Genomic DNA, 18,140 nt, shown 5'->3' with positions numbered 1-18,140 from the left:
CGTTTACCTTTACCGATTAAGAATCAAATGCCATCTGAGACTTCACAGAAACGGTAGAACCAAGTCGTGATGGTTCAACATCAATACGCTGCGCCATCTGCTCTTTCAGCTCAGATACGTGAGAAATCACGCCAATCATACGCCCCGTTTGCTGCAAGTCTACCAAGGTTTGAATCGCAAGATCCAAAGATTCCGGATCTAAACTGCCAAAACCTTCATCAATAAACAGCGTATCCAAGCGAATGCCGCCACTGTAAGACTGCACAACATCAGATAGACCAAGCGCTAATGCCAACGCTGCCATGAAAGATTCACCACCTGATAATGTCGCGACATCGCGCGTTTTACCTGTGTAGCTATCCTCAACCACCAAATCCAAGCCTCGCCCTGCCGCACCTTTAAAGCCTTCGGTTTTACGAGCCAAGATATAACGACCTTTACTCATCAGACTTAAACGCTGTGACGCTTGAATCAACACGTCGTCTAGTAACACACCAAGGACAAATCGGTGCAGACTGATTCGGCTACCCGTTTTACCGCTAGCAACGTCATACAAAGTACCAAACACTTTATATTCGTCTTCTAACTTAGTGTTTTTGTCATGTAACGTCGCGATGTCATTGCGGACTTTCTCTAAACGTTCATACAAAGAGCGCGTGCTATCAAGCTGATTGCGCGCTTCAACGTAACTTTGCTGAACACTGTTTAGTTTAACGTTAAGCTTTTCTAAATCAGGCAATGCCAAGTCTTTCAACTCTGAACTCAAGTCTGCTAAGGTTTGCTCTAGCTTGATTTGACTCTGTTTGAACGCATCAATTTCTTTCTGCCAAACCTGCATCTCGGCTTCATCAACTTTACATGCTAGGAATTGCGCTTCATCCTCGAATGCGCTCGCCTGCAAAGCCAGCTCCCAGTCAACTTTGGCTGTGTTCAAACGATCGAGCGCCTCATTCAACCACTGTTGATGGGTTATCAGTTGGCTTTCAATATTGGTCTTCTCCAGCACGGTTCGTTGTAAATGATTTTGTGCAGTCTCTAATGAAGTATTCAAATCCATAACCTGCTTTTGAATCGCAACAATGTCTTGCTCAAGAACTTCAAGAGAAGAATACTTAGCATCTAACGAAGCTAAGAGTTTAGCCAGTTGCTCTTGGTTCACTTTTATCGTCGATTCATTCGCTGCCATCTGATTTTGCAGATCATTGATCTTACCTTCCCCAGTAACACAACGCTGGTTTAACTCATTGACGCTTTGTTCCAGCTGAACCAAGTTAATCGATGACAATTGCTGTAAACGTTCACTGAGCTGCTGCATAGACGCTTGTAACGCGCTTAAATCCATTGATGCGTTTTGGCCAAGTTCAACGGATAGTTGCTCAATCTGCTGCTTGTATTGTCCGACTGCGATATTGTGCTGCTCCAACTGATTGTTCAATTGGTTAAGTACAACTTGCCCTTCTCGCTCCGTGTTTCGAGCACGCTGAACTTGCTCTTTTGTTACCTCTTCACCAACAAATTGAGCGGGTTGAGGGTGGTCTACACTACCGCACACCGGACACATTTCACCGGCTTGTAAGCGCAGAGCCAATACAGCGGCTTGAGCATTGTGCCAGCTCAATTCAAGTGTATCTGCTGAGCGTTGAAGTTCTACATATCGCGCTTTTGCTTGGTCAACCGAAGCTTGTTTGCTAGGCGTCAATGCCTCCAATTTCGCTAGCTCTTGGTTTAAGCCCGTGAGCTTCTGTAGGTCTTGCATCAAACGTTGTTGCTGTTTTATCTCAGCCTCTACACTGCCAATACTTGCAACATCGACTCGAGCTTGATCCAGTGACTTCTGACCTTGTTGCGCCTCTAGCGTTAACTTCTCTTTCAGAGCGATATATTTCTTAAGCGTTGCCTCAAACTCTGACTTTTGCGTCAAACCTGCGTTAATGGCTTTCTCTAGCTCTGACTTTTCAACCAACTTTCCTTTCATGCCTTCAAGTTGGTATTGCTGCTCTGTCAGTTTTGGCAATTGTGCGGCTTGTTCTTGCGCGGTTTGCAATGTGCCTTCTTTGGACTTTACCGCGTCATTTGCCACATTAAGATCTTGAGAAAGCTTAGCCACCTTTTGCTCAAGCTCTTGCATCTGCTTTGAGGCATTTTGTAACGTGACATAGGGCAACTCAACCTTGCTTGCCTTCTTCGCATTGTCTAACTGCAATTGACGTGATGAGAAAGCATCGCTCTGTTCCAAATGTTGCTTCAATGCAATTTCGGCTTGCTCGCGCTTTTTAAACTCATTGCTCAGCGCTTCTGCTTTCTGCAGTTCCGTTTTTACCGCATTTAATTGAGCCAGTGATTCTTGCTCTTGCTTTTGCACGGTTTCAAATTGAACAGATAACGCTTCACGCTCCTCTGTTAACTCCGCTTCGGAAGAAACACCAGCCACCTGCAGTGCGCCTCGAATTTGGTTATCAAACTCGTCTTTGGCTTTGCTAATGGCACTCGCTTTGTCTTTCAGCGCATATTCAATCTTCTTGTAGATATCCGTTTGGAATAGCTGACCAAATATCTCTTCACGCTCTTTGGACGTCGCAAGTAACAACTCTCGAAACTTACCTTGTGGCAGCACCATCACTTGGCGGAACTGAGTTTCGTTCAAGCCTATAATGTCAGCCACTTCTGTCTTTACTTGCGTTGTTTTGCTGGTGATGAGCTTTTCTTCGTTCGTAATCTCATACAATGCTGCGGTATGCTTACGCACCGTCATGCCCTCACCACGCGCTTTTGGTGCTTCTTGTTCTGGTGAGCGAATCACTCGATAAGACTTGCCGTGCAAAGAGAACTCAAGCGTCACTTCAGTCAATAACGTTGGCGCTGCCATATCGCAACGCATTTGAATGCCTTGGCGCTCGTTACCTGTTGTTTCACCATAAAGCGCAAAACAAATCGCATCGAGAATCGAGGTTTTACCCGAACCAGTAGGACCGTTGATAAGAAACAGAGGGTTAGTTCCCAGCTTGTCGAATTCAATCGTTTCTGTTTGAGCAAACGGACCAAAAGCCTGCATTGTCAGTTTAATGGGTTTCATGTTTGGTCCTTACTGAGCTTGCTGAGAAAGTTGTTTGATGATGTCACTGATCGCTTGATCTTGTTCTTGCGATAATTGGCTGTCTTGCGCTTCTGAAAAGAAGTCTCGGAACATGTCTATCTCACTTCTCGCCAACTTCGCTTGCGCCATTTCCTGCTCGACACCAATTAACATACCCGGTTTTTCTAAATGCAAAACATTTGGGTAAACAGCACGTAGCTTTTCCATAGGGTTTAAGATCGCGTGCTTATCCATCAAACGTACCAACAAGTAGTCTTCGTTTTTCGGATCGGTTTTGCCCTGCTCTATCACTTGTTCAAGTTCACCTTCAACGATTCGCATCTCATGAGGTGCAGCAAGGTCAATGTGCTCTGCCGAGACAAACCCGTTTTGGTCGATTTCCACCAGCGTGAAACCTTTCTTTTGGTTTTGTTCACCAAAGCTGTATTTCATCAGTGAACCAGAATAACGAATGTATTCTTCGCCTTTTTTCTGTGGCTGATGCAAATGCCCCAACGCTACATAGTCAAAGTTGAGGAAATGCTCGTGACTGACGCGGTCGGAACCACCAATCGAAAGTGGACGCTCAGATTCAGACTCAATGGCACCATCGACAAAGCAGTGGCTGACTAACACGTTGCGTTGCTCTGGTTGGAACTGCTCAGTGATTTTTTCTGCGAGTAGCTTGTGCGCTTGATCGTGGGTCGAAACGGGTTCTTGATAGACAAAACGGACTTGCTCAGGGTCGTTATAAGGCATGCCATAAAAAGCAACTTGCCCTGCGCTTTCGGTATCGATAACAACAGGGGTAAGCATATCTTCAAAGTTACTGATAATGTGAAGACCCGCATTTTTCATCTGTTCTGAACCAAAACCTAGACGCTCTGCACCATCATGGTTGCCAGAAATCAAAATCATCGGCGTGTTTAGCTCACCACAGATTCGCTTCACCACTTTGTTAAGTAGTTCAATCGCAATGGTTGGTGGGACAGAACGGTCATAAATATCACCAGCAACCACCACTGCATCAACAGGGTTGTTTTCAATGTATTGGATTAACTGGTCAAGAACCGCTTGCTGATCGTCAAGCAAAGAGACGTTATGAAACTGTCGGCCAAGGTGCCAATCTGAGGTATGGATAAACTTCATTCGAATTCACTTTCTGCCATCAACATGGCGCTATCTTATTATCCCCCTAGAATATCGTGAGTTCGTAAGCTTTTCATGTGGTTTGTGTTGAAACGCAGCAAATATGGCTAAACGTTTTTCAAACCATTAATCCAGGTATATGTCGTACCAACGGCATACCCTTCGGGCTCAATATCAAGCTGTAAGTGATGGAAGCCCTCTTTGGGGTCCTCAGTTTGTTTATCAAATGCATCTATTGCTTTTAGTAAACCGCCACACGAGCCAAGGGGACCCAATTTAGCATCGAGAAACTCGTAATTTGTCACCTCCGATACCCAAGGAGATAAGTTCTGAATCGAGTTCAACCAATGTGGCTCATCTTCGTCTAAAGATAAGGAAAGCGAGCTAAACACTGAACGACTTCTAAATGATAGCTGAGAGGCCACCTTATCGATAGCACTTTGGTTAGCAGAACTTGCTAAGTCAACTCTAACGGGTAAACACTCTAGTCCTGTATCAGTTGCAAAGGCCTTTGCTAAGATAACAGCATCGCTATTAAGATTATTTTCTCTTTGAGAATGAGCTGGGTGTATGGCCAGGATCCAACAGTCCTCTTGCTTTATCTCCCTTTCAATGTTCGAAAGAGCCAGCAAAAAGGAAGCATTTCCGTATGGATAACATTGAAAATTAACTTCGTTTTTGAACTTAACTAGCTCACTGAGCACTTGTATCGTAGATTGCACTTCAGACTTTTCAGTCTTCGAAGGCAAAAGAACTATCATAGTTCCTCTAACAAGATGGGCCAGAATCCGCTCCGCGTAACCGCTTAGAGTTTTACTAGGTTTACGATCTAAATGACATATCTGTTGATTTACTTGTATTTGGCCGGCAGCATCAATGGCATCTAAGAGCGATTTAAAGCTAGATGACTCATGACCGTTTATATACAAAAACTTCACTTCAAAGCCTAACGCCAAACTAACCACCAATAAGTACTGTTGGATTTCCTACGACAACTTTCCCGCCGTGTGAAGTTGCGTCACCAGCGCGAGCTGCTGGTTTACCATTGATTTTGACACTAGATGAACCAGCAGAGATACTGTCTGGAGGCCCAACACACACTAACTTATCACCTTGCCTGGCGGCGGGAATACCACCTATTTTAACGTTAGGTGAGCCCATTACGACAGGCCCGCCAACATGAGGGATCTTTCCTGTTTTCTTAGGACAAACATGAAAGCTACCAATAACCACTGACGGCTTACCCATTACTGCTCCTTAGTTGAGAGAGATTTGACCCGCTTTTAACGCGATAGCAGAACCATTGATTGATATCTTACTTCCTTTGATGTTTATTTCTCCGGAACTAGACATCTCTATTGATGCTCCACCAACTTTAATCTCGATACTCTTCCCCGCTTTTAAAGAAAGTGACTTACCTATATTTCCGGCATAGTTCTCGCCAACTTCTACAGAAAGGTTCTTACCTATAGTTTGCGTTGAATCATTGGTAATTTGCTCAGTTCTATTGTTCTCAATTGAGATTTCAGCATTATCTTCAACAAGCATTTGAAAGAGCTTTTCGGCATGAAGGTAAATATGCTCTTCACCAGGTTTATCATCAAAACGTAACTCATTGAAGTTACTTGCTCCTTTCTGTACAGAACGTGATTTATAACCACTTTGTGAACTCTGCTCTGGTAGTGAATACGGAGGCAACTGGCTACCGTTGTAGAGTGCCCCCGTAACTATCGGTTGATCAGGGTCACCATTAACAAATTCAACAATAACTTCTTGCCCGACCCTAGGGTGAAACACTGCACCCCAACTATTGCCAGCGATGTTCTGGGCAACCCTAATCCAGCACGAGCTGTTAGCATCGTATTTACCTTTTCTATCCCAATGAAACTGCACCTTAATTCGACCATGCTTATCTATGTATATTTCACCATCTTTATTACCAGTCACAATCGCAGTTTGTAGCCCTTTTATTTCCGGCTTAACATAGTTGACGGTTGGGCGTAAAATCGTGGTCGAATCAACACAAGTAAAGGCAACCCTTACACCTTGAGAAGCAGTCCCACCTTGACCTGTCTGGTTAAAAACAGAAGCGGATAAGGTAACGGACTCTAAAACGTACTCTTTCCCTACTCGAGATTTGTCTTCATGTTTTTTAAATTTGAAACACTTACCAACCGTAAAGGTTCGACATGTTGCTTCTCCACCACACAAGTACATATTTTGCTGGATAGACTCAATCGCATGCATATTCCTGGAAGCATAATGGTCTGCAGTTTCAGATTCGCCCATATACTCGAAGTGCTCACTGGAAGGGATGGTAAATAAGGAAGAAGCACCATTTACACTGTTTTTCGGAAAAGCTGCTGGCTTTAACATGTCATAGCCTGTCTTATGGCTTGCTTTAGTAGCAATCGATTGGCTTTCACTCCAAGCAGATATATGGCTAGCATTGGCAGTACCGCTATCATGGTCTACCATAAACTCTACCCCGGGCTTGTAATAACTAACATCATCAAAAATTTCGATAGTATGAGAAGACGTTGAATGGACAAAACAGAAGGATAGACCTTCTTCAGCCAATATCCTCTTCACAAAGCTTAAATCAGACTCTTGATATTGCACTCTATAAGTATATTTAGGGTAATTTTTATTTAACTTAAAGTTAAATGCTACACCATGTTCTGACAACACTTCAGAAATAATTTCTTTCAGGTCTTTATTTTGGAAAACTTTACAATTAATTCGATATTGACAAAATCTTAATTTAGGTTCGATAAGAATCTCTATATTTTTATAGTTCTCGCCATCATGTTCTTTGCTTATTCTTGTACCCGTCAGTTTTGCTCTTGAAACAACGCCATGAAAATATCTTGGTTGTGAAGTTACATATTTATTGTTTTCTAGTGTGACAACTACTTCCTTACCAAGGATACTATTTAGCTCTCCTTTCTGACCATTAAAATAGGCATGGGCACGTAATGAGAAAAGCTCTGAGGCCTTTTCTCTGTATTCAAAGGAATTCAGAATAACTGCATCTTTTCCAAATGGAGTAGATATACTTATAAAGTTATTATCTTGTGTTGCTTTTTTCATTACATACTTCTTTTAAAATAGCGGGGACATTAGCCCCCGCAATTAGACTACATTTGTTGACCTTTAACACCACTGTAGCCATATACAAGTGGCGCTGAAGTGTTGTTCTTATCATCAGTAGGAGTAACCGTCATCATCATTTCCGTGTAGGAAATAGTGATAGTCTCAAGTGGACGGTCATCTTGAATTGACACTGAGTAGTTTGAAATCATTGCATCGGTCAGTTCGATCTTCATGATTTCTTCAACTTTTTCACCCTGTTTCGTGATATGGAAAACAGCTGGTTTACCTTTACCAATCGTAGCCTCTTTAAACAGATCCGGTGAAGCACGATCTTGAAGCTTAGTGATTGTTAGATCATACAAACGCGTCGCACTTGCTTCACGATCCATTGCAGTACCAGTGTATGATGAAATTTCACGGCCAACACTCCAATCAACAGATAGCAGCGTGATTAAATCCTTGTATTGCTCAGCAGTTGCCTCACCTTTAATATCTGCATATTTAAGATACGTATTAGACTGCATGCTAATCTCCTATAGCATTAATAATTGACATTTAACTATATTAAAACCATCTACATTGAAGTGAGATGATTATTGATTCATGTATCAAAAGGTTAGTTTTAAATACAATCTTTTATAACGTTAATTTAATTATTTTTTAAGTACCAACTAAAGAAAACTTAATTTAATTCGATTACCTTCTCAATTAATTATCTCAATGAAACGAATGTTAAGAAACTGAGACAATTAGTTCGTAATTTACATAATCCACTACAATACTCTCGATATTCTTACTACTGAGAACTGAAGACAATATTTCATTAGAAATTCGAGGTAGAAGATGATTTTCCATCATGGTTTGAATCGCCCTTGCTCCACTCTCAGATTCATTACTACTTTCTACTAGATGACAAATGTAATCATCCGTAACTGTAAGGGTTGCACCATAGTGGTCTAAAACCCGAGCTTTAACCTTATTGACTTTTAACTGACCAATGTTAATCAATACAGATTTGCTCAACGGTAAGTAGGGTAAGATATTGACACGCCCTAAAAAGGCCGGTTTAAAATCCTGAAGCAAGTCTTCGCGTAACGCTTCTTTCAGCGATTGAGGCTCTGGAGCAAGTTCAGGATCACTATACAAGGTCATCGTTGTATCTGAGCCTGTATTCGCGGTCATGATGATAATCGTGTTCTTAAAATCAATATCACGTCCCTCGCCGTCTTTTATTATTCCCTTATCAAAGATTTGGTAGAAAATATCTTGTACTCCTGGATGGGCTTTTTCCATCTCATCGAGTAGGATCACACTATATGGTTTCCGCCTCACGGCTTCAGTAAGAACGCCTCCCTCTCCATAGCCGACATAACCAGGAGGAGCCCCCAATAGTAACGAAACTTTGTGCTCTTCTTTAAATTCAGACATATTGATAGTCGTGACATTATCTTCACTACCATAGACTTTTTCGGCGATTGCTAGCGCAGATTCCGTTTTACCTACTCCACTAGGACCTACCAATAAGAAGACACCATTGGGCTTGCTTTCATCCATTAGTTGAGCTCGCGCAGTTTTTATCACTTCAGCCATAATCTCTAAGGCATGATCCTGCCCAACCACTCTTTCACACAAACTGCCTTTCAAGTTAAGCACCGCTTCGATTTCATCATTTTGAAGCTTACCAAGCGGTATACCGGTCCAGTCTGAAATGACTTCTGCAACTAAGGTTTCACTAACATGTGAGAATACAAGCGGCTCTGTGTTGATAGACAGTTTGTTCTCGAGTTCAATCAGTTTTCGTCTATCTTCCTCTGAACTGTTCTCCGCAATCTTAATACGTAACGCTTTGGCTTGAGAGACCCATTCAACCTCTTGGTCCCAACGCTCTTCTAGCGTTATTATTGCTTCTTTTAGAGTCTCAATTTGATTGCTAATCTGGCACACTTTATCTCCATGATCTGAACCAAATAGAGCTTCCTTGGATAGTTGCGTAAGTTCTTCTTGTTTTAAGGCTAGTTTTTTGCGCTTCGAATCAAGCAACCCCGGCGTTGCTGATTGACTCAATGCGACCCTTGAACAAGCAGTATCAAGAACTGAAACTGCCTTATCCGGTAGTTGGCGGCCATTAATGTACCTAGCAGAAAGTTGAACAGCAGAGGTCAAAGCCTGGCTAGTTATATAAACATCATGATGATCTGCCATAATACTCAAGAGACCCCGCAACATATCAACCGCTAACTCAGTGGATGGCTCGTCAACTTTGACAACTTGAAACCTACGAGTTAGGGCTGCATCTTTTTCAAAGTATTTCTTATATTCTGCCCAAGTCGTTGCAGCGATTGTACGGAGCTCCCCTCGAGCTAGAGCAGGTTTAAGTATATTGGCAGCATCACCTTGACCAGCTTGTCCTCCACTACCAATAAGTCCGTGAGCCTCATCAATAAAAAGGATGATCGGGTCAACTGATTGATTAACTTCTTTAATCAGATTTTTTAGTCGATTTTCAAATTCGCCTTTCATACCTGCCCCGGCTTGCAAAAGGGCTAAATCAAGAGATTTAATCGACACATTTTGTAACGGGAGAGGAACATCTTTATCCACAATCTTCTGTGCCAACCCTTCGACTACGGCAGTTTTACCTACGCCAGCCTCACCAGTTAAAATAGGATTGTTCTGCCTGCGTCTTAGAAGAATATCTATCATTAATCTAATTTCATCATCTCGACCTATCACAGGATCTATGAGCCCTTGCCGCGCTTGTTCGGTCAAGTCAATGGTAAACTGCTCTAATGCCCCACCAGCGGCTTGAGTTGGCTGATTTTTGCTTTCTGTATGCTCCCAAAGGCTCAGCAGCTTATTTGGCTCAATTTGACTTAACTCAGGACTCACCGTACTTAACATGTTAATCAGCGTATCATCCGACAAATAAGCATATAGCAAATGAATACAATTCAGCTCATCTGTCTTGAACTCAATGGTTGCAGCCATTAATGCATTTTGCATAACGGTTACGGTATGTGCAGATAAACCAGGCACCGTTTGGCACCCTGTTTTGTATTTCTCCAACTGGGCGAGTAATTCACTCTGTACCGTTTGCTTATCTACATTTAACTTTTCAAAAACTTCTAGATACAGATCGGCTGGATTCTGGATTATCGCGGTCAGCCAATGAGACAACTCAATACTATAATGAGTCCTCGAACTTGCCATTGCCGCGGCTTGTTCCAAAGTTTCTTTCGCATGAGGTGATAACCGATCCACTAACGCTGATAGTGATAACGAAGCCATTGTATTTCCCTTTAAATATTAATTGTTATTTCACGATCTTCCGTACGATCATGTTTCTTTAAAACTGTGCCAAACCCAAGTTGTCCTTGTCGCTTTGACAAACAAGATTTTGGAAGCATGCTATGCTTGGTAGTTAGCTTCCATTGGATTTGTTTGTGACTACCTATAAGTGCTGATGCTGCACACTTAACAGCCCTTAGCCGAGTGTGAAATGGAAGGAGTTCTTTGACTTGATTAGGCCCAGTTGGAAGTAGTTCTATTATTGCACTGGCATTAATATCCCATACACGCTTTCCTATTGATGCGCCATTTCCTAATTGAGAAAACTGCCCCTCTGGATTCAAATTAGACGTTAAACGAGTCTGCTCTTTTGAGTCCAAATGCAACCACTGCCCTTTAAATTCATGAATCTTAGCGCTGCAATTAGCTAACGATTCAACAATACTTTTCAATGCACTTTTACTTTTAATTGGCGAAGAATGATAACCACCAAAGTGTTGTGCTAGCTGACTATTATCGCTGGAAATTGAATCCAAACAGTCCGCATAGGGTGACCGATCCATTCTTGAGTGAGCTCGTACTTGTACAGTGACCTGACTTAACTGCCAGCTTCGATAATATAAAGAGAGCAAACGATGGTTAAAAATATCGTAAAAGTCGACCATCGCTGAGTCACTCTCTCGTAGCCTCGCCAATGCAAGCTCACTGTAATGTTGTGGCAGAACCCCCTGCTCACCAATCAAACCAATTAAGTTTGTTTTTATTTCTAAACGATCACTAGCTCCATATCTAACGTCGCAAACCTGGTTATTCTCGTAGCCTAGTTTTGAGTTGACTTTTAGATTCATGCTTTCATGCTTTGGTAGAGCATCGGTTCCTATTTGAGCCTCACACCTCAGTACTTCAAACTCAAGAAGGTGCAGAGCCTCGAATAAAGAATGCTTGGTTATGTCATCAAAGAACTGTTCAGTACTCATAGAAGCGGCTTCTCTCCTGTCATTGCAGGCCATAAATGGAAACGCCTTCCTGTCGACTTTAGCTTTACCTCTAACTGGGTAAAGATGTTGATCTCTGCATAATGTGAAAAATAAATAGACAGTACACTTCCTAAAAGGAAAATCTGCTCTTGAGGTAAAATTTGATCGGAAATCATCAGCGTGATCCTGACCCCATGAGCAAAGCCTATTTTACCTCCGGTACTTATGCGGCCAGTGGTTCTCTCGCATTTCAGGTGGACCAATGAATCAATTACTGCCTTTGTTTCTGCTGTTCCATTGAAAGCGTAGAGGTTTAATGTCTGCTTTAATGTGGATAGACCATCTTCGCCAGAAAAGTGATTCAGAGTTAACAGCTTGGTCAACTGCCAACGCGTGCTCTCATCCATTTCTGGTCTTATCGTTTCAGGTAAAGACGTTAGACATTTAACACAAGAAAAATTGTCATTAACATCTGGTAATGCAACTTCAGGAAGCCCTCCACCAAATGGTAATTTTTGCGGAAGGTTTCGATTGCAACACTCAGCCTGGACATACATCAACCAGTTCTCTCGACTTTCTGGAGCGAAAATCTGATGTTTTTTGTCGACGAAAGACAAATACGTCTCTCGCCCTGGTTCATCATACCCTCCTGCCCAGTTCTTATCTTCTCTCCTCATCAACCAATATATTTCGCCACTTCCCAAATAGTAGGTATGCTCTCCGGAGTAATAACTAGGTAGATTTTTATATGCTTTATTCCAGTTTCTTAACGTCACATCCGAAACAGAAACAACCTCAGTGCTTTCTGCCTCCTGATATTGAGGTACCAGATGATAGTCATAATCTGAAGGTGTTAAGCGATGCGGTTCCATCGTACTTTGGAACAAGTTGATTATTGGTGTGCAGCCCAACATAAGGCTATCGTCGCCAACTTGCTTGGGTAACCAATCATCGCTTACATCAAAATAGAAATTGACTTCCAGCTCATTAGTTTTGCCAATCGAGTCGTATTGGATTTTACCAAGCTCAAAAAACATGAATTTTTGAGGAAAATGTAAGTACTCAACGAGAAGACGCGATCCTGAAAAGCTTCTTTTACTATATGGAACAACGCTATCCGAGTCAGAAAATCCAACATCTTTAATGTATTGTTTCGAAACAGAATGCACTTCCTTTCCATTAACAACGAATGAAATCCCGATCAAATGCTGGAATAACATCTGATAAAGTCGCAAAGATAATTGGGGTTGCCCATTGAGATAAAACTTTAGAGATTCAACACCTAAGTCAACTAATGCGGTGTCCTCATCATTTGACGATACACAAGCCTTAAGCATGGATTTCGCTTGAGATTCCCATATAGCCCCGACAGGCTTTAACGGAGCGTTTTCAAACGTACTATTCGTCACCTCGATTGGATACATTTTTGCGGGATAACACGTTCTAAACTCGCACTCTTTATACCCGGGAGCGCCAACGATCACTTTTTCTCCCGTCGGCACTTCAAAATAATCTGTCGTTGAGTCGGAGCAACTCATTTTAATGATCGACATTGAGGGAATAGGAGCATGAAAATCAGGAAATAGTTGTCCCGCTAGAGCTTCAGTAAACTGAGGGTAGCTGTTATCTAAATTCTGTCTGATTCTCGCCGTTAGAAAAGCACACCCTTCAAGTAAACGTTCGACATGGGGATCATCGACTTGTTCTTCACTCATTCGTAGCCTAGAAGCAATTTTAGGATACTGCTCCCCAAACTCCTGCCCCTTATGGCGCAAGTAAGCCAACTCCCGGTTGTAATATTTTAGAAAATCTTCGCTCATTTTGCTTTACTCAGTTTCAGACCTAGGTTGACTGGTTCAATCGCAGAATTAAACGTAACTTCATGCATATTTTTGTCGATCAAGCACACCGCGCTAATTTTTAAGCTTAGCGATCGGTCTATCGAGTTATTTTCATTTGCAATGGATACCGATACTTCTCTCAGTCGAGGTTCAAACTCTTTAATTGCAGCGCATACAATCTCACACAGCTGTTTTTGACCATCTTGGCTGCTGTAGGGCATTGATGAAAAATCAGGTAAACCGTAGTTCAGTATGGAATAACGCAACTCCAACAAGTCATCAGGCAAAGCCGTCCAACCGACTCGGCTATTAAGCATTGCTTCAAGATCCCTTAGCAAGTTGTCAAGTAGGCTTTGCTGTGTAATCGGAAAGTCCTTTTCGATTCGTGTCGTAGGCTCGCTATCAATTAACTTGTCAATTATTGATGCACCAAGCATATTTTACTGTGGTACCTCAAGTTCTAAGGTACGCAGATCGCAAATTGGCAATAAATCATCACCAGCTAGAAAACACTTTTGTCCCTGACCAACAAAGACCTCTTCGCCAAATGGTTTCCAATCTGTTTCTCGTGCTAGCTTCTGAGAATTGGACTCAGAGTCAATATAGGTTAACGGCATATGTGCTTCCCCTTCCCCCAAACCTTCAATCTCAAACTCTATTGGTCGCCAAATGTTTTCAAGTATTGTTTTAGCGGGTTTCAGTTCCAAATACACAACATTGCTTATAGGTACTAGGAAATAATTACCTTTGCTAGAGAAAAGCTCTATGTATCCTCCTAAACGATCATCAATATCTCTTACGTCTGATTTTTCAGTACCATTAACGACAAAGCGTTTTATAGTTCTACCTAACTCAATTTCTCTAGATAGTGCTAATACCTGTTCATAACTTGATTTAGTAAAAGCTAAATTTAAATCAACTTGAGACTTGGTCATTTGTTCACTTGTACCAAGTATTTGGGCCGACGCAGCCCCAGAAGCAAAATCTGCGCGTGCTTGCGCGGCTTTTACGAGGTGTCGTAGTTGACTAGCACCCGCTAAGTACTCTGGAAATAGCTTTATCGACTGCATCAATTGCTCATCTGCGCGCTCATAATCCCCTTTAACGCATAACAACTCGATGAACATACTACGAAGATTGGCGTCTTTTGGAGCATCTTTAATACCATCGGTGATCACATTCAAAGCTGAATCTAGGTCTGATTGTGCTAGTAGATCTTTCCATTGAGTCATTTTTTTTCCTTATGCAGAGTGTTCTGGTGATAACTCTGTAATCAACTTAATACTTGAGACCATTTGGTCTAACTGAAAATGAGGCCTTAGATGAACGATTGAATAGTAGTGTCCCGGGGCATCTCGTTTTTCACGTACTCTTATTTGAGCTTCGTTTAAAGGATACTTTGCCCTCAACTCATCTGATGCTTCATCAGATGCAGTTGTGTATTGGTGTAACCACTTTTGAAAGTCTCTCTCAATTGCACTCGCATCCTGATAACAGCCTACTTTATCTCTACCCATCACTTTGATGTAATGCGCTATTCGCGATACACATAAAGTGTATTGCAGCATGGACGTTAACTTATCGTTCGCTTCAACCGTTTTATCTTGATATTTTGTAGATTGATAAATGGAGACGTTGGACGTCATCCCGACCATATCCGTTTCGGCTACAGGCGAAATTGGAATAAAGCCACAATCTGATAGCGCTTGTTCTTTCTTTTCTGATAACTTTAAATTAAGCGGACAGCGATCGCGGTAGTTTTTGGCGTCTAACTTCAATTTGGAACGTGCTGGAGCAATAACTAAACCCTGGCTATAGTCTCCTTGTTTGATTCCCCTTATGTGAGTGAACCAACCGTGCTGTTGGAATGCTCGTATTGCAACTGCAGCAAAGCAATACGCACCACTTCCCCAAAGAAGCTCTTTGTCTGAATCCTTTACACGCTCTTCAAAGATGAAATGCTCCCCTCTCGTACCATCTGACTGATACGGTAAGCGAAACAGTACATTAGGAGCGGTCATTCCGATAAACTTAGAATCGTCACAACTCCTCAGTTGACGCCACTTTAAATATTCAATTTGCTCAAACTGAGTTGAAAACTCTTTTATTGACGACAAATCACAAAATCTATCTACACCAAATATCTCAGGCGAAGCTGAAAATATAAACGGACTAAACGCCGCAGCTGCACTTTGGGAGATCTTACGCATAACAGAGATATCTTTGTCGAGTTGCCTAGCATTATTTCCAAGCTCGAAATCTCCAACTACAACGCCAAACGGCTCTCCTCCAGGCATCGAGTATTCATTTTGGTAAATTAACTTAAAAAGTGCAGATTGGTCGAACTCTATTGCTTTAAGTGCGTCTTTAGTAATCTCATCCCAACTTGAGGTAAATACCTTAATCTTCACCGTATCGATCGCTTGCTTATCTACATGCTCACAAAGGTATTGCGTGCCAACCCAAGTGCGCTCCAACTTTTGAAATGTTGGATGGTGAATGATTTCATTCAACTGATTTTGTAAAAGCTCATCGATATAATTGATAGTACTCATCAGGCTATGACGAAACATGTCTAGACTCTCAGACTTTGAGCCTTCCAGCCACACTTGTGCCGAGAGTATTGAATCAGACAAATCTAAAAAACTTGAAAACCAATAGCTATCAAGTTCTGCATGACCACTATTGATAAACTCATGTTTTAACTGACTGGGTTCAACAAAATTCAAACCAGATTTCGTGTTCATGACCTAATGAGTACTCTTTAGTTATTAATGACGTTTGATCGGCACCAAGCTAATTATCCGCCTGATTGCGGGATCTTAGCGACCAAACGCAAAGACGTCGTTAGTTCTTCCATCTGTAGCCATGGCTTCAACCAAGCGACTGCATTGTATGAGCCCGGAGCTCCTGGAATCTCTTTAACTTGTACGCGTGCATCTGCTAATGGGTATTTCGCACGAATCTCTTGCCCACCACCTTCAGATGCATTGACATAGCTGAGGATCCATCGATTTAGCCATGATTCAACGTCCTCTGCCTCCATGAAGCTACCAATTTTGTCTCGCGCCATCACTTTCAAATAATGTGCAAAGCGTGAAGTTGCCATCATATATGGAAGTCGAGCTGAAATAGCGGCGTTCGCAGTCGCATCTGGTGAGTCATATTTTGCAGGTTTCTGACAAGTTTGTGCGCCAAAGAAAACGGCATAATTGGTGTTCTTGTAGTGGCATAAAGGTAAGAAACCAAGCTTACCTAATTCCGCCTCCCGCCTATCAGTAATCCCAATTTCAGTTGGACACTTCATGTCAGGGTCACCATCATCACTCATAAAGAAATGTGTTGGTAGATTTTCGACGCGTCCACCGCCTTCTGCTCCTCGAATCGCGGTACAAAAACCATATTTTGAAAATGCATCGGTTAATTTGGCACCCAACACATATGAAGAGTTCATCCAACAGTAATCATTGTGCTCCGCGTTAACAGCAATGCCAGAAACAGAATCGACATCAAACTCTTCAAACCCAAACTCTTCAACAGGCGATGTCGCTTCACCGTATGGAAGTCGTGCAAGTACTTTTGGCATAGTCAAACTTACGAAGCGCGAATCTGCACTTTCTCTAAATGAGCGCCATTGAGTATACTCAAGCGATTCGAAGACTTTTTCTAGATCGCGAGGCTTAGAAAGTTCAGTCCATTCATCAAAACCAAATAAGGCAGGTGATGCCGCAGATAGGAAAGGAGAGAAACCTGAAGCCGCTACGTTAGACATGAGACGAAGAGTTTCGATATCTTCCGGATGGTTGGTAAATTCATAGTCGCCTATTAGCGCCCCATATGGTTCCCCACCTGCACTACCAAATTCTGACTCATAGACTTTTTTGAAGATCTGGCTTTGATCAAACTCAACGGCTTTGCTCAGGTCTTTATGCAGCTCTTTTTTGGTTGTACTCATCAATCTAATTTTTAATGAAGAACTTGTTTCAGAGTTCATCACTAAATAATTTAACCCACGCCAAGAACCCTCTAACTTCTGCAATTCAGGGTGATGCATCACTTCAGATAACTGCTCTGAGATTTGCTTGTCTAGTAGGGTAATTGCTTCACGAAAAGTAACCGTGAGGTTTTTATTCCATGAAACGGTACCTTTCATCGCTTCTTCCGTGAGCGTTTTAATCAACTCCTCTGCACGAGAAGCTTCCGTTTGCTTAGTAGCCCCAATCGCTTGCTCTAAAAATGAATAGGATTGCTCTTCTACCGTTGGATCGAGCTGTTTTTCAAGTTCAGTACTCATTACTCAGCCTCCTCTTTAGTCGCTTCTTGCTCACCCAACTTTAACTCTCCTGCCAACTTCGTCAGGTTTTCTGTATTATTCAGAACATCTTCAAGAATGTTTTCCAACTCTTCAGAGCGATCGACTTTGGTCATCAGATCTCTCAGCTTATTTCTGGTTTCCATTAGCTTACGCAAGGGGTCGACTTGATTAACAATCGCTGCTGGTTCAAAGTCCTGCATAGAATTAAAGCTCAAGTCCACTGCGAACTCTGAATCATCATTTGATAGCTTATTAGCAACCTTGGATTCAAGTACGAAGTGCGACACCTCTGAACATAAAAACAGTGAGATGCGATAATCATGAAGTTTGCTCCCGCCAAGAAGTAAAAAACATGAAATACACACACCTCACTGAGAACGAAAGGTATATGATTTCTGCGC

At 42.1% G+C, this 18,140-nt stretch carries 13 protein-coding genes and 1 pseudogene; all 14 read right to left on the bottom strand.

Annotation, left to right across the window (positions count from 1 at the left end; all coding sequences use genetic code 11):
• Positions 1 to 16 precede the first annotated feature (16 nt).
• Positions 17 to 3,073: an AAA family ATPase gene (locus tag ACTS60_RS10260; protein ID WP_440888136.1), complete on the bottom strand. Its 3,057-nt coding sequence runs from the start codon at positions 3,071 to 3,073 to the stop codon at positions 17 to 19.
• A 9-nt stretch (positions 3,074 to 3,082) separates the two neighbouring features.
• Positions 3,083 to 4,222, bottom strand: coding sequence for an exonuclease SbcCD subunit D (locus ACTS60_RS10255; protein ID WP_440888135.1), 1,140 nt, complete (start codon positions 4,220 to 4,222; stop codon positions 3,083 to 3,085).
• A gap of 107 nt (positions 4,223 to 4,329) precedes the next feature.
• The gene (locus ACTS60_RS10250; protein WP_440888134.1) at positions 4,330 to 5,178 is read right to left on the bottom strand and encodes a hypothetical protein; all 849 of its coding nucleotides are present in this window, start codon (positions 5,176 to 5,178) and stop codon (positions 4,330 to 4,332) included.
• Position 5,179: 1 nt separating this feature from the next.
• On the bottom strand, positions 5,180 to 5,470 hold the full coding sequence (locus ACTS60_RS10245; RefSeq protein ID WP_440888133.1) for a PAAR domain-containing protein: 291 nt from the start codon (positions 5,468 to 5,470) through the stop codon (positions 5,180 to 5,182).
• 9 nt (positions 5,471 to 5,479) lie between these two features.
• Positions 5,480 to 7,315 carry a type VI secretion system tip protein TssI/VgrG gene (tssI, locus tag ACTS60_RS10240; protein ID WP_440888132.1) on the bottom strand — a complete coding sequence of 612 codons (1,836 nt, stop codon included), beginning with the start codon at positions 7,313 to 7,315 and terminating at the stop codon, positions 5,480 to 5,482.
• A 47-nt stretch (positions 7,316 to 7,362) separates the two neighbouring features.
• Positions 7,363 to 7,842 carry an Hcp family type VI secretion system effector gene (locus ACTS60_RS10235; RefSeq protein ID WP_440888131.1) on the bottom strand — a complete coding sequence of 160 codons (480 nt, stop codon included), beginning with the start codon at positions 7,840 to 7,842 and terminating at the stop codon, positions 7,363 to 7,365.
• 208 nt (positions 7,843 to 8,050) lie between these two features.
• The gene (tssH, locus tag ACTS60_RS10230; protein ID WP_440888130.1) at positions 8,051 to 10,606 is read right to left on the bottom strand and encodes a type VI secretion system ATPase TssH; all 2,556 of its coding nucleotides are present in this window, start codon (positions 10,604 to 10,606) and stop codon (positions 8,051 to 8,053) included.
• An 11-nt stretch (positions 10,607 to 10,617) separates the two neighbouring features.
• A complete protein-coding gene (gene tssG / locus ACTS60_RS10225) occupies positions 10,618 to 11,583 on the bottom strand; it encodes a type VI secretion system baseplate subunit TssG (RefSeq protein ID WP_440888129.1) in 966 nt (321 codons plus the stop codon).
• On the bottom strand, positions 11,580 to 13,403 hold the full coding sequence (tssF, locus tag ACTS60_RS10220) for a type VI secretion system baseplate subunit TssF (RefSeq protein ID WP_440888128.1): 1,824 nt from the start codon (positions 13,401 to 13,403) through the stop codon (positions 11,580 to 11,582). The genes tssG and tssF overlap by 4 nt, the downstream gene beginning before the upstream one ends.
• A complete protein-coding gene (tssE, locus tag ACTS60_RS10215) occupies positions 13,400 to 13,861 on the bottom strand; it encodes a type VI secretion system baseplate subunit TssE (protein WP_440888127.1) in 462 nt (153 codons plus the stop codon). Before tssE ends, tssF begins: the two co-directional genes overlap by 4 nt.
• A 3-nt stretch (positions 13,862 to 13,864) precedes the next feature.
• Positions 13,865 to 14,656: a type VI secretion system accessory protein TagJ gene (locus ACTS60_RS10210; RefSeq protein WP_440888126.1), complete on the bottom strand. Its 792-nt coding sequence runs from the start codon at positions 14,654 to 14,656 to the stop codon at positions 13,865 to 13,867.
• A 9-nt stretch (positions 14,657 to 14,665) separates the two neighbouring features.
• Positions 14,666 to 16,171, bottom strand: a complete 1,506-nt coding sequence (tssC, locus tag ACTS60_RS10205) for a type VI secretion system contractile sheath large subunit (protein ID WP_440888125.1) — start codon at positions 16,169 to 16,171, stop codon at positions 14,666 to 14,668.
• A 53-nt stretch (positions 16,172 to 16,224) separates the two neighbouring features.
• Positions 16,225 to 17,718 carry a type VI secretion system contractile sheath large subunit gene (gene tssC / locus ACTS60_RS10200; RefSeq protein WP_440888124.1) on the bottom strand — a complete coding sequence of 498 codons (1,494 nt, stop codon included), beginning with the start codon at positions 17,716 to 17,718 and terminating at the stop codon, positions 16,225 to 16,227.
• Positions 17,718 to 18,002, bottom strand: a pseudogene (locus tag ACTS60_RS10195) (type VI secretion system contractile sheath small subunit); the annotation flags it as partial. The pseudogene ACTS60_RS10195 and the gene tssC (ACTS60_RS10200), both read right to left, overlap by 1 nt.
• Positions 18,003 to 18,140 lie beyond the last annotated feature (138 nt).

The organism is Vibrio sp. WZ-1, assembly GCF_052037695.1.
Classification (GTDB): domain Bacteria; phylum Pseudomonadota; class Gammaproteobacteria; order Enterobacterales; family Vibrionaceae; genus Vibrio.
Note: the sequence above shows the minus strand (reverse complement) of the source record. Positions and strands in the feature narration are given on the sequence as shown.

Bases quoted from the DNA above. Each gene is read 5' to 3' on its own strand.
- ACTS60_RS10260 (WP_440888136.1), bottom strand. From the start codon at position 3,073: ATGAAACCCATTAAACTGACAATGCAGGCTTTTGGTCCGTTTGCTCAA.
- tssE (WP_440888127.1), bottom strand. From the start codon at position 13,861: ATGCTTGGTGCATCAATAATTGACAAGTTAATTGATAGCGAGCCTACG.
- ACTS60_RS10255 (WP_440888135.1), bottom strand. From the start codon at position 4,222: ATGAAGTTTATCCATACCTCAGATTGGCACCTTGGCCGACAGTTTCAT.
- ACTS60_RS10210 (WP_440888126.1), bottom strand. From the start codon at position 14,656: ATGACTCAATGGAAAGATCTACTAGCACAATCAGACCTAGATTCAGCT.
- tssC (WP_440888124.1), bottom strand. From the start codon at position 17,718: ATGAGTACTGAACTTGAAAAACAGCTCGATCCAACGGTAGAAGAGCAA.
- tssF (WP_440888128.1), bottom strand. From the start codon at position 13,403: ATGAGCGAAGATTTTCTAAAATATTACAACCGGGAGTTGGCTTACTTG.
- ACTS60_RS10245 (WP_440888133.1), bottom strand. From the start codon at position 5,470: ATGGGTAAGCCGTCAGTGGTTATTGGTAGCTTTCATGTTTGTCCTAAG.
- ACTS60_RS10235 (WP_440888131.1), bottom strand. From the start codon at position 7,842: ATGCAGTCTAATACGTATCTTAAATATGCAGATATTAAAGGTGAGGCA.
- tssG (WP_440888129.1), bottom strand. From the start codon at position 11,583: ATGAGTACTGAACAGTTCTTTGATGACATAACCAAGCATTCTTTATTC.
- tssI (WP_440888132.1), bottom strand. From the start codon at position 7,315: ATGAAAAAAGCAACACAAGATAATAACTTTATAAGTATATCTACTCCA.
- tssH (WP_440888130.1), bottom strand. From the start codon at position 10,606: ATGGCTTCGTTATCACTATCAGCGTTAGTGGATCGGTTATCACCTCAT.
- tssC (WP_440888125.1), bottom strand. From the start codon at position 16,171: ATGAACACGAAATCTGGTTTGAATTTTGTTGAACCCAGTCAGTTAAAA.